This is a genomic window from Arthrobacter sp. R4-81 (assembly GCF_054792365.1).
Genome location: NZ_CP096445.1, coordinates 3,873,224 through 3,898,893, shown reverse-complemented (window position 1 = coordinate 3,898,893; position 25,670 = coordinate 3,873,224). Strand labels below are relative to the sequence as shown.

The 25,670-nt window shown below is 62.4% G+C and carries 25 protein-coding genes, 1 tRNA gene and 1 riboswitch; of the genes, 14 read left to right on the top strand and 12 right to left on the bottom strand.

The window, feature by feature from the left end; genetic code table 11:
- Positions 1-26: 26 nt before the first annotated feature.
- Positions 27-530, bottom strand: a complete 504-nt coding sequence (locus tag M1E05_RS17875; RefSeq protein WP_461163764.1) for a nucleoside deaminase — start codon at positions 528-530, stop codon at positions 27-29.
- 59 nt (positions 531-589) lie between these two features.
- Between M1E05_RS17875 and M1E05_RS17870 the strand changes: the two genes are divergently transcribed.
- Genes M1E05_RS17870 through M1E05_RS17860 form a run of 3 tightly spaced genes read left to right on the top strand, consistent with a single transcriptional unit; the run spans position 590 to position 2,753 of the window.
- Complete coding sequence (locus M1E05_RS17870; RefSeq protein ID WP_461163763.1) at positions 590-1,432, top strand: phosphatase PAP2 family protein; 843 nt, start codon at positions 590-592, stop codon at positions 1,430-1,432.
- 13 nt (positions 1,433-1,445) lie between these two features.
- A complete protein-coding gene (gene upp / locus M1E05_RS17865; protein WP_309107080.1) occupies positions 1,446-2,081 on the top strand; it encodes a uracil phosphoribosyltransferase in 636 nt (211 codons plus the stop codon).
- A gap of 3 nt (positions 2,082-2,084) precedes the next feature.
- Positions 2,085-2,753 carry an HAD-IA family hydrolase gene (locus M1E05_RS17860; protein WP_461163762.1) on the top strand — a complete coding sequence of 223 codons (669 nt, stop codon included), beginning with the start codon at positions 2,085-2,087 and terminating at the stop codon, positions 2,751-2,753.
- On the opposite strand, the gene M1E05_RS17855 is transcribed toward M1E05_RS17860, so the two are convergent.
- From M1E05_RS17855 to M1E05_RS17840, 4 genes are all read right to left on the bottom strand, one after another.
- On the bottom strand, positions 2,734-3,177 hold the full coding sequence (locus tag M1E05_RS17855) for a YdeI/OmpD-associated family protein (protein WP_461163761.1): 444 nt from the start codon (positions 3,175-3,177) through the stop codon (positions 2,734-2,736). The two genes, M1E05_RS17860 and M1E05_RS17855, sit on opposite strands and share 20 nt — an antisense overlap.
- Before the next feature lie 50 nt (positions 3,178-3,227).
- On the bottom strand, positions 3,228-3,962 hold the full coding sequence (locus M1E05_RS17850) for an aggregation-promoting factor C-terminal-like domain-containing protein (RefSeq protein WP_461163760.1): 735 nt from the start codon (positions 3,960-3,962) through the stop codon (positions 3,228-3,230).
- A riboswitch (cyclic di-AMP (ydaO/yuaA leader) is annotated at positions 3,962-4,139 on the bottom strand. Its footprint overlaps the gene before it by 1 nt.
- A gap of 87 nt (positions 4,140-4,226) precedes the next feature.
- Positions 4,227-5,723 (bottom strand): sensor histidine kinase, encoded by a 1,497-nt coding sequence (locus M1E05_RS17845; RefSeq protein WP_461163759.1) that lies wholly within the window; start codon positions 5,721-5,723, stop codon positions 4,227-4,229.
- A gap of 6 nt (positions 5,724-5,729) precedes the next feature.
- Entirely contained in the window at positions 5,730-6,464 is a 735-nt protein-coding gene (locus tag M1E05_RS17840; protein ID WP_461163758.1) for a response regulator transcription factor, read from the bottom strand.
- A gap of 615 nt (positions 6,465-7,079) precedes the next feature.
- Between M1E05_RS17840 and M1E05_RS17835 the strand changes: the two genes are divergently transcribed.
- From M1E05_RS17835 to M1E05_RS17815, 5 genes are all read left to right on the top strand, one after another.
- The gene (locus M1E05_RS17835; RefSeq protein ID WP_458113239.1) at positions 7,080-7,952 is read left to right on the top strand and encodes a winged helix-turn-helix domain-containing protein; all 873 of its coding nucleotides are present in this window, start codon (positions 7,080-7,082) and stop codon (positions 7,950-7,952) included.
- Between the two features lie 373 nt (positions 7,953-8,325).
- Positions 8,326-8,901: a hemerythrin domain-containing protein gene (locus M1E05_RS17830; RefSeq protein WP_458113240.1), complete on the top strand. Its 576-nt coding sequence runs from the start codon at positions 8,326-8,328 to the stop codon at positions 8,899-8,901.
- 460 nt (positions 8,902-9,361) lie between these two features.
- Positions 9,362-9,889, top strand: a complete 528-nt coding sequence (locus M1E05_RS17825; protein WP_461163757.1) for a SixA phosphatase family protein — start codon at positions 9,362-9,364, stop codon at positions 9,887-9,889.
- Positions 9,890-9,988: 99 nt separating this feature from the next.
- Positions 9,989-11,191 (top strand): EamA family transporter, encoded by a 1,203-nt coding sequence (locus M1E05_RS17820; RefSeq protein ID WP_461163756.1) that lies wholly within the window; start codon positions 9,989-9,991, stop codon positions 11,189-11,191.
- 6 nt (positions 11,192-11,197) lie between these two features.
- Positions 11,198-11,377 (top strand): hypothetical protein, encoded by a 180-nt coding sequence (locus M1E05_RS17815; protein ID WP_458113242.1) that lies wholly within the window; start codon positions 11,198-11,200, stop codon positions 11,375-11,377.
- A gap of 148 nt (positions 11,378-11,525) precedes the next feature.
- On the opposite strand, the gene M1E05_RS17810 is transcribed toward M1E05_RS17815, so the two are convergent.
- Genes M1E05_RS17810 through M1E05_RS17800 form a run of 3 tightly spaced genes read right to left on the bottom strand, consistent with a single transcriptional unit; the run spans position 11,526 to position 14,817 of the window.
- Entirely contained in the window at positions 11,526-12,143 is a 618-nt protein-coding gene (locus M1E05_RS17810; protein ID WP_461163755.1) for a TetR/AcrR family transcriptional regulator, read from the bottom strand.
- Positions 12,140-14,176 carry a YhgE/Pip family protein gene (locus M1E05_RS17805; RefSeq protein WP_461163754.1) on the bottom strand — a complete coding sequence of 679 codons (2,037 nt, stop codon included), beginning with the start codon at positions 14,174-14,176 and terminating at the stop codon, positions 12,140-12,142. Before M1E05_RS17805 ends, M1E05_RS17810 begins: the two co-directional genes overlap by 4 nt.
- Positions 14,173-14,817, bottom strand: coding sequence for an ABC transporter ATP-binding protein (locus tag M1E05_RS17800; protein ID WP_461163753.1), 645 nt, complete (start codon positions 14,815-14,817; stop codon positions 14,173-14,175). The genes M1E05_RS17805 and M1E05_RS17800 overlap by 4 nt, the downstream gene beginning before the upstream one ends.
- A gap of 182 nt (positions 14,818-14,999) precedes the next feature.
- On the opposite strand from M1E05_RS17800, the gene M1E05_RS17795 reads away from it, so the two are divergent.
- Together M1E05_RS17795 and M1E05_RS17790 are read left to right on the top strand one after the other, a co-directional pair.
- Positions 15,000-15,812 (top strand): hypothetical protein, encoded by an 813-nt coding sequence (locus M1E05_RS17795; RefSeq protein WP_461163752.1) that lies wholly within the window; start codon positions 15,000-15,002, stop codon positions 15,810-15,812.
- The gene (locus M1E05_RS17790) at positions 15,809-16,435 is read left to right on the top strand and encodes a hypothetical protein (protein ID WP_461163751.1); all 627 of its coding nucleotides are present in this window, start codon (positions 15,809-15,811) and stop codon (positions 16,433-16,435) included. Before M1E05_RS17795 ends, M1E05_RS17790 begins: the two co-directional genes overlap by 4 nt.
- Positions 16,436-16,532: 97 nt before the next feature.
- Here the strand turns inward: M1E05_RS17790 and M1E05_RS17785 are convergent, their stop codons facing one another.
- Both M1E05_RS17785 and M1E05_RS17780 read right to left on the bottom strand, forming a co-directional pair.
- Entirely contained in the window at positions 16,533-17,993 is a 1,461-nt protein-coding gene (locus tag M1E05_RS17785; protein ID WP_461163750.1) for a dihydrolipoyl dehydrogenase family protein, read from the bottom strand.
- A gap of 397 nt (positions 17,994-18,390) precedes the next feature.
- A tRNA-Arg gene (locus M1E05_RS17780) sits at positions 18,391-18,464 on the bottom strand.
- Between the two features lie 279 nt (positions 18,465-18,743).
- Between M1E05_RS17780 and M1E05_RS17775 the strand changes: the two genes are divergently transcribed.
- The 4 genes from M1E05_RS17775 (at position 18,744) to M1E05_RS17760 (ending at position 23,573) form a co-directional block, all read left to right on the top strand.
- Complete coding sequence (locus M1E05_RS17775) at positions 18,744-20,570, top strand: phosphoenolpyruvate carboxykinase (GTP) (protein WP_458113249.1); 1,827 nt, start codon at positions 18,744-18,746, stop codon at positions 20,568-20,570.
- Between the two features lie 262 nt (positions 20,571-20,832).
- On the top strand, positions 20,833-21,357 hold the full coding sequence (locus M1E05_RS17770; protein WP_461163749.1) for a PadR family transcriptional regulator: 525 nt from the start codon (positions 20,833-20,835) through the stop codon (positions 21,355-21,357).
- Positions 21,354-22,160, top strand: coding sequence for an alpha/beta fold hydrolase (locus M1E05_RS17765; RefSeq protein ID WP_461163748.1), 807 nt, complete (start codon positions 21,354-21,356; stop codon positions 22,158-22,160). Before M1E05_RS17770 ends, M1E05_RS17765 begins: the two co-directional genes overlap by 4 nt.
- 129 nt (positions 22,161-22,289) lie before the next feature.
- Positions 22,290-23,573 (top strand): class I SAM-dependent methyltransferase, encoded by a 1,284-nt coding sequence (locus tag M1E05_RS17760; RefSeq protein WP_461163747.1) that lies wholly within the window; start codon positions 22,290-22,292, stop codon positions 23,571-23,573.
- Positions 23,574-23,594: 21 nt separating this feature from the next.
- Here the strand turns inward: M1E05_RS17760 and M1E05_RS17755 are convergent, their stop codons facing one another.
- Together M1E05_RS17755 and M1E05_RS17750 are read right to left on the bottom strand one after the other, a co-directional pair.
- A complete protein-coding gene (locus M1E05_RS17755) occupies positions 23,595-24,146 on the bottom strand; it encodes a hypothetical protein (RefSeq protein WP_461163746.1) in 552 nt (183 codons plus the stop codon).
- A 13-nt stretch (positions 24,147-24,159) separates the two neighbouring features.
- A complete protein-coding gene (locus M1E05_RS17750) occupies positions 24,160-25,578 on the bottom strand; it encodes a phosphomannomutase/phosphoglucomutase (RefSeq protein ID WP_461163745.1) in 1,419 nt (472 codons plus the stop codon).
- Between the last annotated feature and the right edge of the window lie 92 nt (positions 25,579-25,670).

Sequence of the window (25,670 nt, the reverse complement as noted above, 5' to 3'; positions counted from 1 at the left end):
CGATGAAAGCGCCAGGCTGCGAAAAGTCAGATGCCCCGGTGCTGAGCGAAAAATCCACGGAGCAGTGCGGCACACTCCTGCTCCCGGACGCCCGCGTAGACCTCCACCCAATGATTGAGGCGGCGCTCGCGGAGGACATCGAACACCGAACCGGCAGCTCCGGCTTTTTCGTCCCAGGCCCCGAACACCACGCGGGGAATGCGGGCCAGCACAATCGCGCCGGCACACATGGCGCACGGCTCAAGCGTCACCACAAGGGTGCAGTCCTCCAAACGCCAGCCATTATCCGCACCGCCATCCCGGGACGGCCGCGTTCGAAGTCGGGCTGCTGCTTCCCTGATGGCCACGATTTCGGCATGCGCAGTCGGGTCGCCGAGGGCCTCGCGTTCGTTCCGGCCCGACCCCAGTACAGTCCCATCCGGTCCGATCACGACGGCGCCGATCGGCACGTCCTCAGTGGCCAGTGCCAGCCGGGCCTCAGTCAGGGCAAGGCCCATCCATTCGGCATGGCGGGGCTCCGGGGAAGTCATTGCTCAATGATAGTTTCGATGATAGGCAGCCTTGTAAGCGGAGGAGACGGGGAGGCATCATGAAGCCCTTTATTGACCGAGTTCTGAAAACAGTGGTTGATCGATTCGGGCTCTGGGTGGCTCCATATGCCGCCCTGTGGCTTACCCTCCTGATCGGCGGCGCCGTGATCGTTATGCTGGCGCTCCTGGGGGCAGAAGTATATGCGGACGTCGTGGACGAAAGCGGGGTTGCCGGCCTGGATAAACCCACTCTCGCCTGGGCACAGCAGCTGCGGACTCCTGAACTGAATGCGGCCGTGACGGGCTTTACCAATATCGGCGGAAGCATCGGGATGCCAATCCTTGCGACAATCCTGACCGCCTGGCTGACTTATCACAGCAGGACCTGGCGGCCCATCATCCTCGTCTCCGGCGCTGCCGCCGTCTCGATGACTGCCACCAATGTGGGTAAAGGGATGTTCGGGCGCATCCGGCCGGACCACGTCGATGCCGTGCCACCGTATGAGTCTTCGCCGTCCTTTCCCAGCGGCCACACCTTGAATACCACTGTGGTGATCGGCGTCCTGGTGTATCTGCTCTGGCTCCAGGTTGCCCACGTGTGGATCCGCTTTTCGGCGATCGTGGCAGGCATCCTTTTCGCCGGGGCCATGGGGATGAGCAGGGTGTTCCTAGGCCATCACTGGATGACAGACGTCATGTTCGCCTGGCTGCTCGGCCTGGCCTGGCTGGGGTTTGTGATCCTGGCCCACAGGCTCTTCCATCTCACCCGGCGCCGCGAACACGCGGGGCCGGCACCTAGGTTCGACCAACCCGCACACCTGGTGCAGCCCGAGGTTGACGGTACCGACTCCGCGACGGATGATGTGGTGCGCAGCCGGCGTGGAGAGCAGAATTCCGGGTGATAGTTTTGACCCCATGCGCACACTCGTCGTGGACCACCCACTGGTCGCCCACAAGCTCACCGTTCTGCGGGACAAAAAGACCCCTTCGCCGGTATTCCGGCAGCTCACAGAGGAGCTGGTAACTCTTCTGGCTTACGAAGCCACGCGGGATGTCCGCACCCAGCCTGTGACCATCGAGACACCCGTGAGCACTGCGGTGGGCACAGCCTTCACCAAGCCCACGCCGCTGGTGGTTCCCATCCTCCGCGCAGGTCTTGGCATGCTGGAAGGGATGACCAAGCTGGTCCCGACGGCGGAGGTCGGCTTCCTGGGAATGGCCCGGGACGAGGAAACCCTGGACATCATCACCTATGCGGAACGGCTCCCGGAGAACCTGACCGACCGGCAGATCTTCGTGCTGGACCCCATGCTGGCCACCGGCGGAACACTCCGTGAAGCCATCAAGTTCCTCTTCAAGCGCGGCGCTTCGGACGTCACCTGCATCTGCCTCCTGGCAGCTCCCGAAGGCTTGGCAAGGCTCGAGGAAGAACTCTCGGACGCCAATGTCACAATCGTTCTGGCTTCCATCGACGAAAAACTCAACGACAAGTCCTACATCGTGCCCGGTCTGGGCGATGCCGGCGACAGGTTGTACGGGATCGCCGGATAACGGATGAGCCTGCACAGCACTACTCTGACCGCCCGCGGTGTCCTGTTCGACATGGACGGCACCCTGGTTGATTCCACCAGCATCGTGGAGCGGGTGTGGGGCGAATTCGCCGGCCGCTACGGCCTCGACTATGCCGAAATCCTGCAGACCTCGCACGGGGTCCAGGCCATCGATACCGTCCGGCGCTATGCTCCCGCCGGATCCGACGTCGAAGCCCTCACCGAGGAGCTCGGGCGGATGGAGCTGGCTGAGACGAGGGGGATCGTTCCGGTGCAGGGGGCTGTGGAGCTGCTGGCCAGTCTTCCGGCTGAATCTGTGGCGCTGGTGACGTCGGCTTTCCGAGGGCTGGCCGAAGTGCGAATGGCTGCAGCCGGGCTGACCATCCCCGTCTCTGCAGTCTTCGCCGCTGACGTTACCCGCGGCAAGCCGGACCCTGAGGGCTACCTCCTGGCGGCGTCGCTCCTTGGGGTTGACCCGGGTGATGCCCTGGTATTTGAAGACGCCCCCGCCGGGATCGCGGCCGGTGTAGCGGCGGGCATCCGCACCATTGCTGTCGGGCCTAACACCGGAGAGCTTCCCGACGGCGTCCTGCACATCCGCGACTATTCAGCAGTCTCCGCCACAGTCCTTCGGGATCCCAATGGGAAGAACGTTATTTCTTTCCGGCTTTGAGGTTCTCCACTGCCTTCGCAATCCGGCGCGAGCGTGTGTCCCCGGGCTTGGCGCTCGCGACAGGTTCCACATAACGACGCTGCGCGCTGTAATTCAGGGTCGCATAAAAAGCCTGCGCGTCAGGTTCAGCGGCGAGCGCGGCAGCCAGATCGTCGGGGACCTCGACGACGCGTGGTTGGGTGTCGAGCTCCAGCCCGACTTCCACGGTGTCTCCGGCTGCAGCCCCGGTCAGTTCCCTGTTAGCGGCGCTCAGACCGACCAAGAATTGCCCGCCCATGACGGCGATGCTGCTGCGGTAGCTCTTACCGTTCAGTGTTACCAGGACCGGCGGACGCTTGCCCGCCCCGAGCGCCTCCAGGATTTCGGCAGGAACCACAATTCCGGCTGTGTTACCGCTGCCCATGATGGTGGTGGTGAACTTCATGGTCACAGTATGCCCGATGAGAATCCGGCGGTTTCGAACTTTTGGTTGGTTTAGTACCAGTTGTTCGCGTAATGGAAGTTCAACGCGCCGCAGGGGGAGCCGTAGCGTTCCTTGATGTAGTTGAGGCCCCAGTTGATCTGGGTCCGGAAGTTGGTCACGTAGTCAGCGCCGGCACTCGCCATCTTCTCGGCGGGAAGCGACTGGACGATTCCGTAGGCGCCACTGCTGGGGTTTGTGGCAGTGGTCTTCCAGTCCGATTCTTTGGTCCACAGTGTGGTGAGGCACTGCATCTGGTCCGCAGCCCATCCATGGGCGCCTAGCTGACTCGCGGCGTACGCCTGGGCGGCTGCAGGATCGTCAACCGCTACAGGTGCGGGGGCGGGCTCGGGAGCGGGTGCGGGCTCCGGGGCAGGTGCTGGAGCTGCCTGTGGCTCCACCGGCGCCTGAGAAGGAGCGGCCTCCGCCCTGACCAGGGACTTTTCGAAGTCGATTCGTGATTCGGCGTCGGCCGTGGTGGGAGCTTGCGCCGTGGGAGCAGCAGCCGGCGTGGCCGGCTCTGAGGCCTGCCCGGCGGCACCCACGCCAATCAGTACCGCACAGGCCGAAGCGACGACAGCCAGACGATAGCCGTTGCCGCCCAGGCCTGAACTGAACCGGGAGAGTGAAAAAGGGGTTTTCGAGCTTTCCGCGCGGTGCCTTGAGATCCCATGCTTTGAAGGCTGATCCGGTGCATTCTTGTGCTCCGGATGGTTATCAGGGCGCGTTTGTACCAAGGGTTCAGTCATGATTGCCTCTCAACGCCTACGGAGTTAGCTGTCGGGTTCGGATGAGGTCATCCGGCCGCACGGAAAATCACGTGTCGGCTTCACCCCAAGGGCGGAATGCTGCGCAAATGCCCGGAGACTCTGGGTCCCCCGTCTCTGCCTGGTCATGCGGTATCCGGGAAGCGGCAGAGTTTGGCGTCCAACCGGAAATGCGGCCAGAACGGTAGCCGCACCCCAACGACGCTACAGGAATTGAAGGCCTAAGTCACGTTTTGGTAACAGAGATCACGACGGCGGCGTGGTGCCTTGCGGACGAAACCTGAGTAAGAATCTGGTCCTGCCAGGTCGGGAAGCGACCTCAACGCTGCCTCCATGCGCCTCCATGATCGAGTGGACGATCGATAACCCGAGCCCGCTGGATCCCTCATCCTCACGGTTGCTTCCTCCAGCGCGATTGCTGGCTCTCGAGGTATCAGCACGCGTAAAACGTGCGAATACGGTGTCAACGAATCCCGGGTCGATGCCGGGACCATCGTCAGTAACGGAAATCACGACACTTCCCTCCTCAGAGTTCGCCAAACCAGCCACCACCGTGGTGCCGGGCGGCGTGTGCTTCCGTACGTTCGAAAGAAGGTTCATCAGGACCTGACGCAATCCCGAGGTGTCGCCGCGCACGATTACGCCACCTCCCGGCAACTCCAGCTTCCAATGCCGGTCAGGCGCCATCACCCGCTCATCGCTGACCGTTTCGACCAGCAGCTGCGTAAGATCCACATCAGTGAGTCGCAGCTGCTGCCCTTCATCAATACGGGCCAGCATGAGCAGGTCCTCCACGAGGGCAGTCATCCGCTCGGATTGGCTCTGAACCCTTGCGAGGGATTTCGTTCCGTCGGGAGTCAGCTTTTCCGTCATCCTCATCAGCTCGGTGTAGCCACGGATCGCGGTGAGGGGGGTCCGCAGTTCGTGGGAGGCATCCGCCACGAACTGCCGGACCTTAGTCTCGCTCCTTTGTCTGGACTCAAGCGCCCGGGAAACATTGTCCAGCATGAGGTTCAGGGCGTGGCCAACCCTGCCTACTTCAGTTCCGGGATGAGCGCTCGACGGCGGGACCCGCACGGCGAGTGCCACTTCGCCGGCGTCGAGGGGTAACCGGGAGACCTGGGTGGCCACATCGGACAGTTGCTCAAGGGGTTTCAGGTTGCGGCGGATTATCCCTGTCCCCACCAGACCGATCAGCAGTATTCCCGCGAGCGACCCCGCCGTCATGGTCCAGACCAGCGAGTTGAGTGTGCTCTCCTTGGCTGCCAGTGGGAGACCGGTTACCAGCACACCCCCATCCCGCATGTGTAGTGCCAGCAATCGATAGTCCCCGTCTGCAAGTGTCCGCGTAACTGGTTTGCCGTCCATTGGCAGGCTCAGCAGAGCAGCGTTGTCTTGGGGGGACAGGTCCGTTTGGCCTGCACCCCAGGCCACGAATCCGGCACTGCTGACCTTGCCGTTTTGGATTCGGGCGAACATAGTGCCTGCCCCGGACCCGCGTGCATTCAGCGGATCCGGGGATCCGTTGGGATTACTGGAAGGGGGCCTGCCAGCGTTAGCCGAAGCCACCTTAAGGTTGCCGTCCAACTGCCCGGTGAGAAATGAGTCCATGGAGGCGTAGCTGACTATTCCGGTCGCTCCGCAAATAGCCACCAGGAGGGCCATGGCAACAAGGACGAGCCGGGTTCGCAGGTGCCAGGTCGACGGCCGGCGCCAGTTGCCGGAGAAGGTCAGGGGCGGCACGGTGGTTCAGACCGCCGGCTTGATGACGTAGCCCGCACCGCGCATTGTGTGGATCATTGGCGGCAGGGTGGCGTCCACCTTTTTCCGCAGGTAGGAAATGTAGAGTTCCACAATGTTGGCCTGGCCGCCGAAATCGTAATTCCAGACGTTGTCCAGGATCTGCGCCTTGCTGACAACGCGTTTTGCGTTTTCCATCAGGTAGCGAAGCACCTCGAATTCGGTGGCGGTCAGCTGCAGGTCCTCGCCTCCCCGGGTAACTTCCCGAGTGTCAAGATTGAGCAGGAGATCACCCACGGCCAGTTCGGCCGTGTCCATGGCAGCAACGCCTGAGCGCTGAACCAGCCGGTGCAGGCGCAAGAGGACCTCCTCCATGCTGAATGGCTTTGTCACGTAATCGTCTCCACCGGCCGCCAGACCCGTAATGCGGTCCTGCACATCGTCCTTGGCTGTCAGGAACAGCGCCGGGACCCCAGGAGCAAAGGTGCGTATCCGCTTCAGCAGCTCAACGCCGTCGAATCCGGGAAGCATCACGTCCAGAATCAGGACATCGGGACGGAACTCCTTGGCGAGCTTTACCGCTGCCGGTCCGTCCGCTGCTATTGCCACTGACCAGCCGGACATCCTCAAACCCATGCTCATCAGTTCAGACAGGCTTGGTTCGTCGTCGACTACGAGGGCACGGATGGGGGAGCCGTCCGGGTGGGTGAGCTGCGGCAGATTTGTGGTGTGAGGTGCTGGCATACCTTCAAGTTTTGGCCCCGCGGAATTGCCAGGGCTCTGCGCTTCCTGTGTGCAGCCTGTGAGGGTCATCGCCTTCCCGAATTGCCTAGCAGATGCAAATTGAGCGAACTTTTCAGGAGGCCGTGTAAAGGGGCTGGACATTGACAGCCGTTAGAGGCAGTGTGTTTCGGTATTAGAAAAGCAACTGAATATAAGCGAAAAAAGTGGGCAAAAGTGAGAATTTTCTTCGGAAAAGCTGCTTTCCCGAACGTTCATACAGAAAAACAACTGTTATTTTATCGCCGTCACAGAATGGTGATTAACGTCACATAACGCCCTTTTGTCTCACGATGCGGACGAACCGGTCCATTGTTACTTGCAAGTTGTCATTGTTACGTTGCACACTCTCATTGTGAACAAGAACTCAACAGCACCTGCAGCCGCAGTATCTCAGACCAGCACATCCGCTGGTTTTGACATGCGCTGTTGTCGAATGCACGCCTGACTTTCCTACCCCGAACAGTTGTTTAGGCATTCGCCCCCAGCCCAGCGTCGGGCGCCCCTCCCCAGTTCTCATTGCGGGGTAATCGAGCATTCGAGCCGCGATGACGGCCATTCACATTGAGGTAAGCATTCATGTCAGTTGCATCTGGATACGTCCACATCTCCGTCCGTAACGCCAACAAGAGCGCTCCGCCCGCCGGTGTCCGCCCAGGTCTTGGTGGCCGCCCTGCCCTCGCTCCCGCGGCTCCCGGCAGCAGTTACGCCGCGCCCGGCTTCGTCCCGCAGGGTTACAACCCCACCTCCTACGGCCAGCTCCGCGCTGTCTCACCGGTCGATCCGGCGCCTGCCACCGCCCCCACTCCGGTAATCGCTCCGGCCAACGGCTCCGCTGTCCGTCCTGTTCCCAATGAGAACGTTGCCCGCGGATTTGTGCTGTACATGGGTATTGACGAGGAAACTGCCGCCGCGTCCGGGACTTCCATCGCCAAGCTGGCCCAGGAAATCCGCGCCTACGCCCAGTCCCTCGTTTCCGGTGCTGAAAGCTACGCCGCCGTTGCCGTAGCGCCCTCTAACGCCCCCGGATCCGCACTCGACGTCGTCCGTTCAACTTTCGGTGACCCCACCGTGAACTCCCGGCAGCGCCCCGAAACGGCCCGCACACCCCAGCCGCAGGATCCCCGCCCTTCCGGTGTGCTGATCGACCTTGCCCGCCGTGAAGTCCACCTCGACGGCGAATCGCTGAACCTGACGTTCAAGGAATTCGAACTGCTCAATTACCTGGTGGAAAACGGCACGCGAACCGTTGGCCGCGACGAACTCCTTGAAGGCCTGTGGCGCAATGCCGAAGAGGTGCCGAACGAGCGCACCATCGACGTCCACATCCGCCGGCTCCGTTCAAAGCTGGGCCGTCTGGCCAACACTGTACGCACCGTCCGCGGCCAGGGCTACCGCTTCTATGAGCACCCGGAGGTCATTGTCTGGGCCGCTCCGGAATACTCGATCTAGCCTCTGCTACGCACGAAAGCGGCATTCTGCCGTGCCTTAGCGTTCGCTGGCTTCCTTGACCTCGCAAGCTCGGACAAGGAATCCTGCCAGCTCGCTTCCTCCTTCGTTCCTCCCCACCGTCTCCCTAGCCTCGCAAGCTCGGCCAGGGAACCCTGACGGCGTGGGCCGACGGCGATGCGGCACTACGCAGAATGCCGCTTTTGTGCGTGACTATTGAGTGTGTGCCTCCGCGGCTAAGGTTCCTGGCGGGAGACGGTTGACCGCCGATCCCGGCAAGCCTTGGAGAAGACTTACCTATGGATCCCACTGACGTGCGGTGGTAGCTTGACCTCTTACCCAGGGTAGGAGAAACGATCTGCAGGAGGTGCGTGTCATGAACCAGTCCAACGCTGGTGGCCAAGGATCGGATGTGGTGGACATCCTCACCGCTGACCATCAGCAGATGGTGGAGCTGTTCGGACAGATTGAGGCAACGTCAGATGCCGGCCAGCGCAGAGACTTGGCCGATACTTTGATCGCCGAAGTGATGCGCCATGCCGTCGCCGAGGAGATGTTCGTTTACCCTGCGATAGAAGAGCACGTGCCAAACGGTGCCGAGGAGGTCGAGCACGACAAGAAGGAACACGACGAGATTGTCCACTTGATGAAGCAGGTGGAAGGCGTGGATCCTTCTGATCCGACCTTTATGGAACTGGTTCAGCAGTTGGAGGCGAAGTTGCGTCACCATGCGAATGACGAGGAGTCCGAACAGTTCCCGAAACTACGTGCTCACATTCCTGCCGAAAGACTCGTTGATATGGGCGAAAAAGTACAGAAGGCCAAGAAATTGGCACCTACCCGTCCACACCCCGCTGCGCCGCACTCCGAGTTGTTCCACAAGACTGTTGGCCCAGGTGTTGGAATGGTTGACCGGCTGCTGGACAAGCTCACGGGGCGCCACACAGGCTAAAGAGCGCGCTGTAGGATCTGCGGGGAGGGAGCAACCATGGCATTCACTCAGGTCGCCGACAACGTCCACCGTTTCGCAGACGCATTCGTCAACTTTTACGTAGTTGAAGGTCCGGAAGGGCTTGCGCTCGTTGATTCGGGTCTTCCCTCAATGTGGTCGCCGCTGTCATCTAGGCGTTGCCAGGCGCCTCCGTCACGCTCCTTCTCCATGAGCGGGGCGCACTGAATCTCGCGTCTCTTAAGCATTTAGCGAGGACACAAGCCCGGTTGGTCCTGCCAGGCCACGGAGAACCTTGGACGGCGGGTGTTGAGGAGGCGGTTGCGATCGCCGAGGCTAACGGGCCGGCGTAAGGGCAGCCCGCCGGCGGTGGTAGGCGCAATAGATGCGGCTAACCCTTCATTGTCCCTGCGGCCCTAAGAGTGGGCAGCAGCCACTGGCACTCGGCTATAGGCTTGGGGGCATGAGTGAGCACCATATTAAGCGGCTGGTGATCATGCGCCATGCCAAGGCCGACTGGCCTGGCGGGGTTGCCGATCACGACCGGCCCCTTGAAGAGCGGGGTCACCGGGAAGCTCCGCTGGCCGGCAAATGGCTGCTCAAACATGACGTGGTTCCCGACTTTATTTTGTGCTCCAGCGCCCTGCGAACGCGGCAGACCTGTACGTGGGTGTGCAGCGAACTCGGAGATAAAGCACCCACTCCCAAGCTTGAGGGCGGACTGTACGCTGCGTCGGCCCGGCGGATGCTGGCCGTTATCAACCATGTGCCGGACACCGTCACCACACTTATGGTCATTTCGCATATGCCCGGCGTGCAGGATCTTGCAATGCATCTGGCCTCCCGCGATTCCGACCACGATGCCTATATGGATGCAGCCACCCGGTTTCCCACCAGCGGCCTGACTGTCCTGGAGACCGAAAAGCCCTGGGCGGAACTGGATGGCCAGGACGCCCGGCTCACCCACTTCAAGGTGCCGCGAGCGCATTAGAGGGGGCGGATGCCCCTGGATTTCGACGGCGGTGAGGGCTCGCCCCAGGATCAGCATTACCTCGCGTGATATTCGGCTTCCAACTGGCACAGTGGGAGCGTGAACATACGTCATAGCGTGCTGGCCGTCCTCGTTGCCGTCCTGTGGGGCGTCAATTTTGTAGCGATCGATCTTGGCCTGCACCCCGAGGGTGCCGGCGACGTGCCCCCGCTGCTGTTCGTGGCGATGCGTTTCGTTCTCGTTGTTCTCCCGTGCATCTTCTTCATCCGCAAACCCGACGTCAGCTGGACCGTAATCCTCGGCGTCGGGCTGTTTATGAGTACGGGGCAATTCGCCCTCTTGTATGTGGGCATGGCGCTGGGTATGCCGGCAGGGTTGGCATCGCTGGTACTGCAGGCCCAGGTGCTGCTCACGGTGCTGATCGCGGCCGGGTTCCTGGGGGAGCGGCCCAGCGGCCGCCAACTTACCGGCGTCGTCCTGGGCATCGCAGGGCTGGCCGTAGTGGCGGCGGGCCGCAGCATGGTGGCGCCTGTCCTGCCGTTTATCATCGTGCTCGCCGCTGCCCTGTCGTGGGCTGTCGGCAACGTGATCGTGCGGAAGGCGAAGGCCACCTCGGGGCTGGGCCTGGTGGTGTGGTCGGGAGCTTTAGTGCCGGTGCCGCTTGCCGGCCTGTCCCTCTTTGTGGACGGATCCGATGCGGTGATTGGGACGCTCGCCAATCTCCAGCCTGCCACAGTGCTGAGCGCCATCTACACCGCGGTGTTTGCCTCTCTGGTGGGCTTCGGAATCTGGAACCGGCTGCTGAGCATGTACCCGTCGTCGGCCGTAGTTCCCTTCACGCTCCTGGTCCCGGTAGCGGGCATGAGCACTGCGTGGCTGGTCCTGAACGAAGTGCCGTCTCCCGCTGAAGTGGCTGGTGGGGTGCTCCTGCTGGGAGGGGTGGCCACCGCTGTCCTGGGACCAGTGGGGCCGCTGATCACGCCCGGGCAGCGCCGCTGGCACGCTCAGCGGCGGGACGTGGCCTTCGCTGCCCCGGCGCCCTTGGCTGGAGGCTTGGGTTTGGATGCGGCTGGTGCGCGTTTGGACGCCGCTGAGGAGCTCCGTGGCCGCGCGGTTGACGGCGAGGAAGCGGGCCGTTTGGAGGCGGACGACGTCGAGACGGGACGCCGGGAGGCCGAAACGGGCTTCCTGCGCGAGGACGGAGATGACTTGCGGGCGGACGGAAGCCTTTTGCCTGAAGGCCACACTGCTCCGGCAAAGAGCACCAGCAATGTTCCCGAGCCGGATACAGCGGCCAAGTAGAAATAGATGTCCGAATCCTGGGTGGTGACGGCGGTACCAAGTGCCGCCGCATCCTGGTTGAAAGCCAGTCCCCACATCCGCAGGAAGGCGATCGCGAAGCCGATGAACAGGCTCGTCCCGATGCCTCCCGCCAGCAGGGCCAGGTTCCGCCCGCGGGTGACCACCTGGACCACAGACGCCAGGTAACCCAGCGCCACTGCTCCGAGGAAGGCGAAGAGGACCGCTTCTTCGAGCGTGATGGCAGTCAGGACCAGCAGGCCGACGGCGGCGAAGGCCGCGCCGATCGCTGTCCTCCCACTGCTCCCCATGGTGCCCATCTTCCCCGAAGGGTGGGCTATTTCAGGACATAGCCGCGCATAATTGCCATGATCGCCGCAATGCTTTGTTCCCTGGTCCGTTCCAGGTGGTACGTCTGCCGATCCAGGCCCACCACAAAGCAGGCGCCAAAAATCGCAGTTTCCAGGCTTCCGCGGGAGATTGACGTGTCCACAGGGTACGCAGCAGCCACCCTTTCAATCGCCGCCCCGATGACCTCCAGCAAGACGGCGCGGAGTTCAGCAAAGGTGTCCTGCCAAACACTGGGTGTCCGCCAGTTTTCACTGACCCAGAGCCTGGCAAACGAAGGATACTCCGCCATAAAGTCCATGGCTTGGCCGATCATCTGTTCCATCGCTTCGAGCGGGTCCGCCGAATTGTCCTGCGCACTCAACAGCCGTGTCAGCAGGATGTCCACACCATGGCGCAGCAGCTGGGCAATGAGATCGGACTTGCTGCCGAAGTTGTAGTACACCGTCCCTTTAGAAACGCCTGCTGCAGCTGCTATCTCATCCACCGTGACGCCGGCCGCTCCGCGCTCGCCGATCAGTTCCATTGAAGCCTCGAACAACTTTTGTCTCGTGGCATTGGTCCTGCCGGGGCGCAACTTCCGCTCTCCGGCTTCCTGCGTGCTCATATTGCAATCTCCGGCTTCAGCGACTTCAGGGTCCAGAACTTGTGCTTGCGGACTGCCAGCGTGGACAGCACGGCCCCCAGCACAGTGTAGCCAAGGAGACCCGTTACCGTCGGAAGGATCAGCGAGAGGTCGGCCCCGTAGATCAAGTGGCGCATCCCGGTCACCACGTAGCCCATGGGCAGGACGTCGTGCACAACATGGAGGGGCTGCGGCGTGGTCTGCCAGGGGAAGGTGCCGCCGGACGAGACCAGCTGAAGCACCAGCAGGATGAGTACCACCAGCTTTCCCGGGGAGCCGAGCAGCGCCACGATGCCCTGGATGAGGGAGCTGAACGCCATGGCGGCCGCCAGCATAAACAGCCACATCAGAACCGGATGGGCAGGGTTCAGTCCCAGCCCGACGTCCACCACCAGAGTGAGCAAACTCGCCTGCAACACGGAAACCGTGAGGAACGGCAACCAGCCGCCGACGGCGATTTTCCAGGCAGGGGCGTTGGAAGCCAGTGCCCGCTGGGTGATGGGACGCATGGCTTGGACCAGCATAAAAATGCCGATCCACAAAGCAAGCGTGAGGAAGAACGGAGCCAGCCCCGCACCATAGGAAATGGCCTTGGCCTGGGAGACGCTGCTTACCGCAACCGGATCCGCAATGACCTTGGACAGGCTGCTCTTCTGGGAGTCATCGGGATTGGGGACCTGCCCCCCGCCTTTGGCGAGCTCGTCGGCCAAGGTGGTGGCGCCGTCGGCTGCTGTTCCCGCGCCGCTTTCAAGCTTGGCCGCGCCGGAATCGAGCTCCTGTGCTCCCGTGGACAAACGGGCCGCTCCGTCCAAGGCGGTCTGCTGTCCCGCAGCCAGGGCAGTTGAACCCGATGCCAGCTGATCGGCTCCCGTCGATGCCTTGGCTATTCCGTCGGTCAGGGCAGGGGCGGCGGCGGCAAGCTTGGAAGCCCCGTCGCTGACGGCGGCAGATCCGTCCGCCAGCTGCTGGATTTGCGCAGCGTCCGCCTGAATCTTTGATGTGGCATCTGCCACCGGGCCGGAAGCAGCGGCAGCTTCGAAGTCTGCCAGGACCTTGTTGGCCTGTTCCTGGCTGAGCACGCCCGTCTCCACCAGCTTGGCGTTGGAAGCCACTAGGCGTTCCCGCAAGCCCTGATCCGCTGCAGTCAGCTGGCCGACGGCGTCCTGGACTTTGGTGTTCAGGGCGGCATTTCCCGCGGCCACCTGCGCTGCGCCGTCGGCCAGCCGTTGAGAATCGGTGGTTAAGGTGGCCGTCTTGTCCTTCAGCTGCTGCAGCCCGCCGTCGAGCTGTCCTGCTGCGGCCGCGAGCTGATTGGCGCCGTCGCTAAGTTTCAGCTGGCCGACGTAGAGCTCAGCAACACCTTGGCTGAGCTGGCTCGTCCCCGTATGGAGCGTCACCGTCCCGTCACGGAGCTGGCTCACTCCGCCGGAGAGTTGTCCGGCTCCCGTTGCCGCCTTGGTGACCTGGGTGTGGATGATCCCGAAGCCGGTGAGGAGCTGATTGGCGGTTTCCTCGCCCACTTCCTGGGCAACCGAGGCGTGAACGGAGGTGGTCAGCTTGTCCACGATGGTGCTGAGGAGGTAGTTATTGGCGTCGTTGGTGGTCACGTTCAGCATGGCTTGGCTGGCGGCATCAAAACGGCCAGGGGACGTGAGGTTGGCCGAGAAGTCCTTTGGAATCTTCAGGGCGAAGGCGTACTTGCCGCTTGCGACGCCCTGATCGGCTTCATCGCTGCTGCTGACGTTTTCCCAGTTAAACACATGGCCCTTGACCAGGCTATCGGCCACTTCCTTCCCCGCCTGCAGCTCTGTGCCGTTGCCTGACATGGCTCCCGTGTCCGCCACCACCAGGGCAGCATCGATCTGGTCCAGATTGCTGTAGGGATCCCAGTTCGCGTAGAGGTACACCGCGCCGTAGAGCAGTGGCACCATGATCAGGGCGAGAAGGGTTAGTTTCGGCAGCAGCCCGCCGGTCATGCGTTTGAGTTCGGAACGGGCCAGCCGAAGCACAGTCACTTGGAGTTCTCCTTCTCGAGGATGTCGTTACCGATGACCGCTGAAGGTCCCGTCCAGCCGTCCGGGAGCGTGCTGACGGTGGCGACGACGGCGAGCGGCCGCCCGCCGTCGTGCGCCAGTTCCTCCAACGTCGAAAGCCAGCCTCCCGGGTCTGCACTGTGGCGGTCGGGGGAGTCCACCACCAAAAGGTCCGTATCGGGGTTGGCGAGGGCCAGAGCGGTCAGCAGTTCAACCCGTCGCAGCGGTGGAAGCTGCTCAGTCCACAATTCGGCGATGTCCTCGAAGCGATTGATCTTCAACCAGGGCCTGCTGAGCAAAGCCCCGCGGTACCGGCGTGGAATCAGGGCAAGGTCCTCGGTGACGAGATCACGGACGGTCAGGTGCTGTTCGGGTTCATTGACTCCGGGGGAGTCCACCAGTGCGCTCGCGATCCGGAGTTTCTTCGTCTTGCTGGCGCCATCCCAGCTGACGGAGCCTGCCGTTGCCTTCATTCGTGCGCTCAGGCTTAGGGCCAAAGTTGTCCGCTGGTCCTGGCGTTCACCAGTGACCAGCAGGAGCTCACCTCGCCGGCCCTGAAGGGAGGTGGCGGGCAGAAGGTCCTCCCTGCGGCCCTGGACACGGAGGTTTTCTACGGAGAGCATGAGGACCTTTCAAGGACGGAATCTGCTCCAAGCTTAGTTGAACTGACCAGTCAGTTCAACTAAGCGAACTCCCGGATGTTTTCGGATCCGGCCTGTAACCAACAGGCCTCACCTGGACACTTAAAGGTCAAGCGGGGCAGGGAGCTCCGCAGTCAACGCACACCTTTGGGGGATCATAAAAAATGACATCTAAACTCGGCTTTCTTGGAGCAGTAACCATGGTCGGTCTCGCCATCAGCCTTACCCTTTCCGCCTGCGGTCCGCAGAGGGGAGTTGAGATCGCAGATGCCGGAAGTGAGGCTCCCGGGGTGACCTCCACTGCAACCGGGGAACCTACGATGTCAGCCACTGTTGCTCCCGCTGGCCCGGAGCCCCTGTTGTCCGCTGCACCTTCAGCAGTTCCAGCGCCTCAAGCGCCTGCTCCCGTGGAGCCGGTGGTGCCCGTGGAGCCGGTGGCGCCTGTGGAGCCCTCGTTGCAGTCCTTCACCTTCCCGGATGGGCACATCTCCTTCTCCTACCCGGCCGGCTGGTCCGTCAGAACCGAGCGCGGGCCAGGCCGGGACGGTCCTCCATGGCAGCCTGTTGAGGCGATCGTCTCCGACGGCACAGGCAATGATCTCCTCCGGGTCTCAAGCGGCGCAGACGGGATCGGATGTGCGGGTGGACCCGTCCACCGCACGGTGCTGGACAAGGCAAATGCTCCCGACATGCGTCAAGCTGACGGCACTACCCCCTGGTTCGGGTTCAAGGTGGAAAACGTCGGGGGTGAAGACTGGTACAGCATGTCGCTCAGCAGATCCAGCAACTTTGACGAGGGAGAAGTGACTTCCGGCTGCGGGTTGCTTGTGATGGGAAACGGGGGCGCCATGGCCGGGGCCATCTTCAACCCGCCGCCGCACCTGGCCTTCCCCAGCCGGGAGGCGGCCAAGGCCTGGATGGGCAGTGAACAGTACTCCCAGCTCAAGGCGTTGTTGCTGAGCGTGAGTTACTCATGACTGCCGCACCTTGGTTCCGGAAGTGGGGCGCTATCGCTCTCGGAACGCTCCTGGTGAGCGGCTGTGCCACTCCGGCGGCGTCGGTTGGAGATCCAGCGGGTACCACCGCGCCGCTTCCGGTGGCAGGGGAACTCCAGGGGCAGGGAATGGTTCTGCAGAAGGGGGCCGAACCGCCGCAGCTCTGTCTGGGCTTCATTGCGGAGTCGTATCCGCCGCAATGTAGCGGTCCCGCTCTGGCGAATTGGGATTGGTCGAAGGTGAACGACGAGGAGACCGCTTCCGGCTACACGTGGGGCTCGTATGTGGTGGCCGGGACGTGGGATGGGGTCCACTTCACCCAGACAAAAGATCCGGTCCCACTGTCGCTCCACGACCCGCCTGGTCCTACCAGACCCAAACTATGGGAGGAGTCTGCCGGACCAGGGAGCGAGGTGCAGCTCGAACTGATTCGAGCCGAAATTTACAGCTCCCATGAGTCGTCCATCCTGGTTTCCTGGACCGCGAATGGATACCTCATCCTCAATGTTTTCTATGACGACGGCGCCCTTCAAAACGAAATGGATGCCAAGTACGGGCCCAAACTCGTCCTCGTGGAGTCGGCGCTCCGGCCCCTCAACGGATAGCACCTGGAAGGAATGCCTGGGACGGCTAGCCGCGCCGTGCAGCTAACGACCACCGGGGAACGCCGCTTGCAGGAGTTTGAGAGTTAGAGCTCCTGCTTCAGAGACCGTACTTCTCCAGCAGACGCAGCCAGACCTCGCCGATCGTTGGATATGACGGCACGGCATGCCAGAGCCGGTCCAAGGGAACTTCACCGACAATGGCGATGGTGGCGGCGTGGAGGAGTTCCGAAACGTCGGGTCCAGCGAACGTAGCGCCAAGGATGACTTGCCGGTCCTCATCGATCACTAGCTGGGCCCATCCCTCATAGCGTTCTGAATGGAGAGCAGACCCCGCAACAAGGATTGGCAGCTCTACTGAAGAGACCCGGTATCCATCCTTTTCCGCGCGGGCCACGGACCTTCCCACCGATGCCAGTTCGGGGTCTGTAAACACTACAGTCGGGACCGCGTGCTCGTTGGCGGTCTGGGCAAAACGGCTCCAGGGGGCCGGACTTCCTTCCAGCTCGCCCTTGGCCCGGGCCGCAATGGCGTCACCGGTTGCCCTGGCCTCGTACTTGCCTTGGTGCGTCAACATCACGGCACCTGCGGCATCACCCACGGCATACAGCCAAGGGCCGGATCCGCCATTGTTGGTCGGATGCTCCACCAGCCCGCTGGCATCAGTGCTGAGCTGCAGGGTGCCATGTCCGTCCGGTTCAAGCCCGATGCTTTCCAGCCCCAGTCCCTCGAGGGCTGGGCGGCGGCCTGTCGCGACCAGAAGCTTTTCCACGGTAGCCGTGGTGCCGTCGTCAAGGAGAAGGGTCACTGAACCGTCGTCGTTGCCGGTAACGCTGACGGTTTTCGTATGGAGGCGAAGTTCGACGCCGTCAGCACGGAGGCCGGAAGCTGCCAGTTCGGCAGCTTCCCGGGGGAAGCTGCCCAGCAGGGTGCCACGGGCAACCACAGTGACTGAAGATCCCAGCCTGGCGAAGGCCTGCGCGAGTTCAGTCCCGGCCACGCCGCCGCCCAGGACCCCCAGGGTTTTCGGAATCGCCTGGGCGGAGGTTGCCTCCCGGGTGGTCCAGTAGTCCAGGTCGCCCAGGCCTTCGAGCGGAGGAGTGTGAGGCGAGGATCCTGTGGCGAGGACAACTGCCTCGCGGGCTGTGAGCAGGTGGCTGACGCCGTCGAGTCCTGCTACCTCAACGCTGCGTGGACCCGTGATCCAGCCGTGGCCGCGAATCAGTTCAATACCCGAATCGTCCACCCATTTGACCTGACCGTTGTCCTGCCAGTTGGCGGTGAAGTAGTCCCGGCGCTTGAGGACGGCAGCGGCGTCGAGGGTTCTGGTGACTGCCTCCTCAGCCCCCGGAACTGTCTGGGCGCCATGAAGCGCTGTTCCCGAGCGGATCAATGCCTTGGAGGGAATGCAAGCCCAGTAGGAGCATTCGCCACCCACGAGCTCGGCTTCGACCAGCACGGTGGTGAGCCCTCCTTGTACGGCACGGTCCGCGACGTTTTCCCCGGCTGCCCCCGCCCCGATAACAATGACATCGAACTCCCGTACGTTTTGCGCCATCATTGCTCCAGACTACGCCCGGGACGAGGGTGTGTCTGAAGGCGGCGAAAGACTATCGTCAAGGCGATCATGACGAGGCATTACACTGAGGCCTAGACCGGTATATAGCTTTAGCTCACACTTGGGACACTAATGACATGCCTGTGGACGCCGGCGTAGGGGAGATGCTGCACCGGACCGTCGGGGCCGTTGCTGGAAGGGTGCCGGAATGACGCTCCCGACTCCGTGACAAACGGGGGAACAAACGGGGCCTCAGCTGCTTATTGGAGGGCGACAGAGCGTTATCGGGGAGTCCAGGCGTGGCTGAGGCCAAGCGCGGCCCCATGATTCTGCAGCGGCGCTCCTGATGCAGCACACAAAAAAATCCGCACCGGCGAACCGGTGCGGATTTCGTGTATCGTGCGCCCAAAGGGATTCGAACCCCTGACCTTCTGTTCCGTAGACAGACGCTCTATCCAGCTGAGCTATGGGCGCATTCGCGGCTCTTGGAGAACTTCGCTCTCTGCCGAACCTCGAATTACTTTACGCGAGATCCGGCCGTACTTCCAAATCGAAACGCATGTAATCTGCGCGACTAGACCGGTCTATGTGAGCTTACTCACAAAAAACCAGCATTTTGATAGCGCTCTTCATTGAGTTCACGCGGTTTTTCCATAGGCACCTATGTTCGACCCTGCGTTCGGGGCGAAATTTACAGGCGGTTGGACACCTAGCATTTAGGACACACCACTGAACCCGAGGAAGGGAACCGCAATGGGCGATCTGGCGCGACTGCCGCTGCTTGAGAAAGCACCAACCACACATGCCGGCCTGCTGGCGTGGGTCGAGGAGGTTGCTGAACTTACCCAGCCTGCCCGCATCCACTGGGTCGATGGCTCCGAAGAGGAAAATACCAGGCTCACCGAGGAACTCGTCGCTGCCGGCACTCTGACCCGCCTCAACCAGGATTTGTTCCCCAACTCGTTTGCAGCTTTCTCCGATCCTGCGGATGTTGCACGCGTCGAGGAGCAGACCTTCATCTGCTCGCAGAACAAGCGCGACGCCGGCTTCACCAATAACTGGATGGCCCCGGATGAGATGAAGGAGAAGCTCCGCGGCCTCTTCGCTGGTTCCATGCGCGGCCGCACCATGTACGTCATTCCCTTCGTCATGGGACACCTCGATGCCGAGGACCCCAAGTTCGGTGTCGAGATTACCGATAGCGCCTACGTTGTCGCCTCAATGCGCATCATGGCCCGCATCGGCACCGAGGTCCTGGACCGTATTACGGCAAACAACGCCTTTTTCGTTCCGGCCCTCCACTCCCTCGGCGCACCTCTCGCCCCCGGCCAGGCCGACGTTGCCTGGCCCTGCAACCCTGACAAGTGGATTGTGCACTTCCCCGAAGAGCGCTCCATCTGGTCGTTCGGTTCCGGCTACGGGGGCAACGCCCTGCTGGGCAAGAAATGCTACGCACTGCGCATAGCTTCAGTCATGGCCCGCGATGAGGGCTGGCTGGCTGAGCACATGCTTATCCTCAAGCTGACCTCACCTGAGCAGAAAACGTACTATGTCTCGGCGGCCTTCCCGTCCGCCTGCGGCAAAACAAACCTTGCCCTCCTTGATCCCACCATTGATGGGTGGAAAGTCGAAACGCTTGGTGACGACATCACCTGGATGCGGTTTGGCAAGGAAGGCGAACTGCGCGCCGTCAATCCGGAAGCCGGCCTTTTCGGCGTAGCTCCCGGAACCGGCTGGGGCACCAACCCCAACGCCATGCGCGCCATCGCCAAGGGCAACAGCATCTTCACCAACGTCGCACTGACCGACGATGGCGGAGTCTGGTGGGAGGGCATGACCGATGACGTTCCTGCCCACCTCACGGACTGGCAGGGGAACTCGTGGACGCCGGACTCGGACCGGCCCGCGGCTCACCCCAACTCGCGTTTCTGCACGCCCATCGACCAGATCGACATGCTGGCCGAGGAGTACAACAACCCGGACGGCGTCGAGCTTTCAGCGATCCTGTTCGGCGGACGCCGCAAGACGACTATTCCCCTGGTCACCGAGTCCTTTGACTGGTCCAACGGAATTTTCATGGGCTCCACCCTCTCCTCGGAAACCACGGCGGCAGCCGCGGGTGCCGTAGGCGTTGTGCGGCGCGACCCGATGGCCATGCTTCCGTTTATCGGGTATGACGCCGGTGACTACCTCAACCACTGGGTCAACCTTTCGGCCAAGGCGAACCCGGCGCGGCTTCCCAAGATCTTCCTGGTCAACTGGTTCCGTCGCACGCCGGAAGGCGGATTCGCCTGGCCCGGTTTCGGGGACAACGCCCGTGTCCTCAAGTGGGCCATGGAGCGCCTCGAGGGTAAGGCGGCCGCCGTCGAAACCCCCATCGGGTTCGTCCCCACCGGGGATTCGATTGATCTGACCGGCCTGGATATGACCCCTGCCCAGGTGGAAGAAGCCGTTCGCGTGGACCCGCAGGAGTGGGCAACCGAGCTGGCCTCCATCGAGGAGTGGTACGCCAACTTCGGTGGCTCGCTGCCGGATGCGCTCCAGGCTGAACTGGCCCGCCTTAAGGCCCGTCTCAGCTAGTCCCCATTGCCTCCCCAATCTCGCAACTCGATTGGGGCCCTTCGGCAGCGTGGATCCAGAAGGAGGCTTTGATTACGACGGCGGCTCCGCACCTTTCTTTGGAAAGGTGCGGAGCCGCTGTATTTAAGCCGGTTTTGGGGCCCCTGTCGGCGGATCCCGCTCGGAGCCTGAACTGTTTCCCTTGGGGAGTTTGGAGGGCAGGCATAGCCACTCCTAAGCCTAGTAGTTGACAAATCTACTAGTAGATATGTCACCATAGGTTATGACACTTTCCCGCCTGATTCTGGGCTTGCTCAGCCTCGCGCCCATGACGGGCTACGAACTCAAGAAGCATTTTGACGCGACCGTGAACCACTTCTGGTCCGCCGATAAGGCGCAGATTTACAGGACTCTGACAGCGCTGGTCAAAGATGGGTTCTGCAGCGCGGAAACCGTGCAGCAAGATGGTCTTCCGTCCAAACAGGTGCACAGGATCACTGAGCGTGGGAGGGCGGCGCTCCTTGAGTGGCTCGAAACTGATCCGGCACCGGACGCTGAACGGAATGCCTTCCTTGGGCGGGTGTTTTTCGCCGCCCAGCTCGATGAGAAGCAGTTGCACAATCTGTTTGACCGCCGTCGGGAGGCTGCCCTCAGCTATCTTGCCTCGCTGCAGGAGCAGCTGGCTGCAAGCCGTGCCGCTACGCCGGGGGAGGCGCTCTACTTTCAGCTTGCCACCTTGAGGAACGGGATCCGGCACTTGAAAGCAGAACTCGAATGGCTGCAGGACATCGAAAAGGAACTGGTATGAGTGCGCAGGCAGATACTTACCCCGAGGTCCATCCCCGCACAGCAGATGCCGGGGCTCCGACCGGCGGGACCATTGTGTTCCTGCACGGCGGAAACGTCGCCAACTGGATGTGGGACCCGCAGGTAAAAGCACTTCGTGACTACTGGATCCTCACCCCTGACCTGCCTGGTTTTGGAGGCAGGGTGGCAGAGGAATGGACAGACCTGGCAGGGACAGCGGACGCAGTGGCCGCCTTCATCGCCGAGCAGGCAGAACCAGGGCCGGTTCACGTCGTGGGGCTGTCCATGGGGGCCGTCGTCGCTCTCCACCTCATCGCCAGGCACCCCGAAATTGCGTCTTCCGTGCTGGTTAGCGGAGCGGTGATGGCAGAGGTCCGGGGGCCTACCCGATGGCTTGCAGCCCTGCAGTTCGCGTTCTGGGAGAGGGCCTGGTTCTGGCGGGGACAAACAAAGGCGTTCCGTTTGCCGAAAGATTCCGTGGAGTTATACGTCCGTCATGGGTTGTCGGTCCGGCGTTCCAATGCGGAACGGATGCTCCGGGAGGTGTATGCGGGCGCAGTCCCTGAAGAACTGGCATTCTTCCCTGGCCGTCTGCTGGCCGTGGCAGGGGAGAAGGAGCCGGCAATTGTGTCTGCTTCCTTCGCGGGCTTGGGCTCCCTGCTGCCGCACGCAGTGTTCAGGATCGCGCCGGGAATGCATCACGTCTGGAATGTTGAAAACGAAGAACTGTTCAGTGCGATGGTCCGCCTTTGGGCAGCGGGCGAGGTGCACGCGGAGCTACGCCCTGCCCCGCGGTCCGACTAGACGCTGATTGCGCACGTCGATTCGCACATGATGCGACCGGGCGTGTCTTCCGCCGCGGTCACCTCACGTTGATACCTCTGGGGAGTAGGTTGGAGTTCAGGCCATGGCATGGGGAGAGAGGCAATGCAGATGACGAAAACTACGGGTGTGGCACAACGGCTCGCGCAAGCACTGGCTATTGTCTTGGGAGCCGAGGACATCCCGGTTCGTGTACAGGCGTGGGACGGTTCACAGGCAGGCCCGCCTGAGGCTCCATTGGTAATCTTCCGATCCAGGCGGGCCCTGCGACGGATACTGTGGGCCCCGGGGCAGCTCGGATTGAGCCGCGCCTACGTTTCCGGCGACATTGATGCACCCGGTGACATCTTTGAGTCCTTTGCCGCTTTGAATTCCATCGCGAAGTTTGCCGAGGGTGCCCCTGCCCGCTCATTGACGGCTCGTGAAGTCCTGAAGCTGGTCAGGACGGCGGTCCGGCTGGGTGCTCTGGGGCCCAATCCGGCGCCGCCCCCGGAAGAAGCGAATGTCGGCCGCCACGGCCGTCGGCACTCAAAAAAAAGGGACGCCGCGGCGATTTCCCACCACTACGACGTCGGCAATGATTTCTACGCCTTGGTGCTCGGTCCGTCACTTGTCTACTCGTGCGCGGTATGGGAGAACGAGCAGACCGGCCTTGACGCCGCCCAAGAGGCCAAACTCGATCTTGTCTGCCGCAAGCTGGGCCTGCAACCAGGCATGCGCGTGCTGGACGTGGGTTGCGGCTGGGGCAGCTTCGCCCTCCATGCCGCCCAGCGTTACGGGGTCGACGTCGTCGGGGTCACCCTTTCGGCAGAACAGGCGGCATTGGCCAGCAAGCGGGTGGCTGAAGCCGGGCTGACCGACAGAGTGGAGATCAGGATCCAGGACTACCGCGACGTCAACGATGGTCCGTTTGACGCCATCAGCTCCATTGGAATGTCTGAGCATGTGGGCAGCGAGCAGATGCCACGGTACACGTCCCAGTTGCGCGACCTGTTGCGCCCCGGCGGCAGGCTCCTCAACCACGCCATCTCGTGGAACGCCGGGCCCACGGATCCGGACCCTGACTCCTTCATTCCCCGCTACGTTTTCCCCGACGGCGAGATGCTTAGCTTGGGCGAGATGGTCACGGCCCTTGAGGCGGCCCGCCTGGAGGTGCTGGACGTTGAAGCCCTCCGCCGGCATTATGCGCTGACGCTCCGAGCGTGGGTGCGGAACCTCGAAGATCACTGGGATGAAGCGGTAGAGGCCGGCGGGGCAGGACGCGCACGGGTTTGGCGGCTGTACATGGCCGCAAGTGCCCTCGGCTTTGAGGACGGCACCACCGGCGTAAACCAGATCCTGGTTCAGAAGGCTGGAGGGGACCAGCCGCCATTGCGCAGGACGGCCTGGTTCTAACCCGACGGGTAGAGAGTGGTGCTAGTCCACCCAGACCGTGGGTTCATCTGAGTCGGCTGCGAGCTGTCCGAAAGTCAGCTCACCCGAGTCGGCCTCCGTCGTGTACGGAAGGACGGCGGAAAAGACAGCCCCGTCCCGGTGCTCCGTCGCCACGTGGATAGCGTCGGTGTCCTCTTCAAGCAGGGTGATGTCGCAGACCACTGCCGCTGCCCGGAAATCGTCCCGGTTCTGCTTGAGCAGCTCCCTGAGATCGCTGATCATCGAATCGGCATCAAAGTCGGCGTCGGACCCGGCCGGGGCGTCCGACGGCGTGACCGCCACCAGGCGGACCTCGCCGTCGTTCTCCACCACGAGCGCAAAAGGCAGGAACCCGCCGTTCCGTCCGAGTTGTTCCTGGGCGGCGCCGACTCCGGTGCCCAGCAGGTTTTCCAGATCCGTCGCAGTGGCCGGGGCCACCGAGCTGCGCCAGGAGGTTTCCGGGTCGGAGGTTACAGGCTCGGAGGCTTCAGGCCGGGATGTTCCGTGGAACGCGGCGTCTCCGGTTGTACTGGTGTTCGGGGATGCATCAGTCATGGCAAAGGGCGGACTAGCTCCGGACCAGGGCGAGGACGCGGTCGCGCAGGCTTTCCATGGTGGCCCTGTCCACGGCTTCAGCGTTGAGCCGGAGGAACGGCTCAGTGTTTGAGGGGCGAAGGTTGAACCACCAACTGCCGTCCCTGGCGGTGAAGGTGCTGCCGTCCATGTGGTCGATCTCAACATCTTCATTCTCGAAGTTGTTGCGGACCCGTTCCACTGCGGCAGCTTTGTCCTCGATCTCGGAGTTGATCTCCCCGGAGGATACGTAGGGTTCGTATTCGCGGCCGAGTTCGGACAACGGACCCTGCTGTTCACCCAGAGCAGCCAACACGTGCATGGCCGCGAGCATGCCGGTGTCCGCGTTCCAAAAATCGCGGAAATAAAAGTGTGCCGAGTGCTCGCCTCCGAAGACGGCGCCTTCCTCGGCCATGACTGCCTTGATGAAGGAATGGCCCACCCGAGTGCGGACGGCTCGGCCGCCGTCGTGCTCCACGAGTTCCGCCACTGCCTTTGATGTCAGCAGGTTGTGGATGATGGTGGGGGTTTCTTCGCCCAGGGCTTTGGCCCGGGCGATTTCGCGCCGCGCCACCATACCGGTGATGGCCGACGGCGACACCGGCTCGCCCTTTTCGTCGATGACAAAGCAGCGGTCCGCGTCGCCATCAAAGGCCAGGCCGATATCTGCCCCGTGCTCGACGACGGCGGCCTGGAGGTCTCGGAGGTTTTCCGGTTCCAGGGGGTTCGCCGGGTGGTTCGGGAAGGAACCGTCCAGCTCGAAGTAAAGGGGCACTATCTCGAGGGGGAGTTTGGGCAGCAGGGTGTCGCCCAGGACAGCAGGAGTGGTGAGGCCGGCCATGCCGTTGCCTGCATCCACAACTACCTTGAGGGGGCGTGAACTGCTGAGATCCACCAGGCTGCGAAGGTATTTGGAGTAGTCCTTGAGAACATCATGGACGCCGATCTGGCCGCGGCTGGGGGCGGCAGGAATCGTGCCCGCTGCGAGGTACTCCTCAGCGAGTGCCTGGATCTCCTTCAGCCCGGTTTCCGAGGAGATGGGAACGGCTCCGGCTTTGGCCATTTTGATGCCGTTATAGGCCGCGGGGTTGTGACTGGCCGTGAAAGTGGCCCCTGCCGCATTGAGGGCGCCGCACGCGTAGTAGAGCTCGTCGGTGGAGATCAGGTCCAGCAACTGGACATTGGCGCCCCGCGTGGCTGCACCGTTGGCAAAGGCCTTGCTGAACTCCGGAGAGGATGGCCTCATGTCCCCGCCGACAAGAACCGTCTTGCCTTCAAGGGCCAGGATGTCAACGAAAGCTGCCCCAACGGCTTCGACGATTTCCGCAGTGATGGATTCGCCCACAATGCCACGAACGTCATAGGCCTTGAAGGCCGCCGAGAGGTCAAAAGTCTTTGTCTGGTCGCTAGTCACGCGTTCCATCTTACGTTGAAGCGGGAAACGCCCTGTTCCCCTTTCCGGGGCAGGCCTGTCCTGTTATCCACATGGAAGGAGCGCTTTCTTTT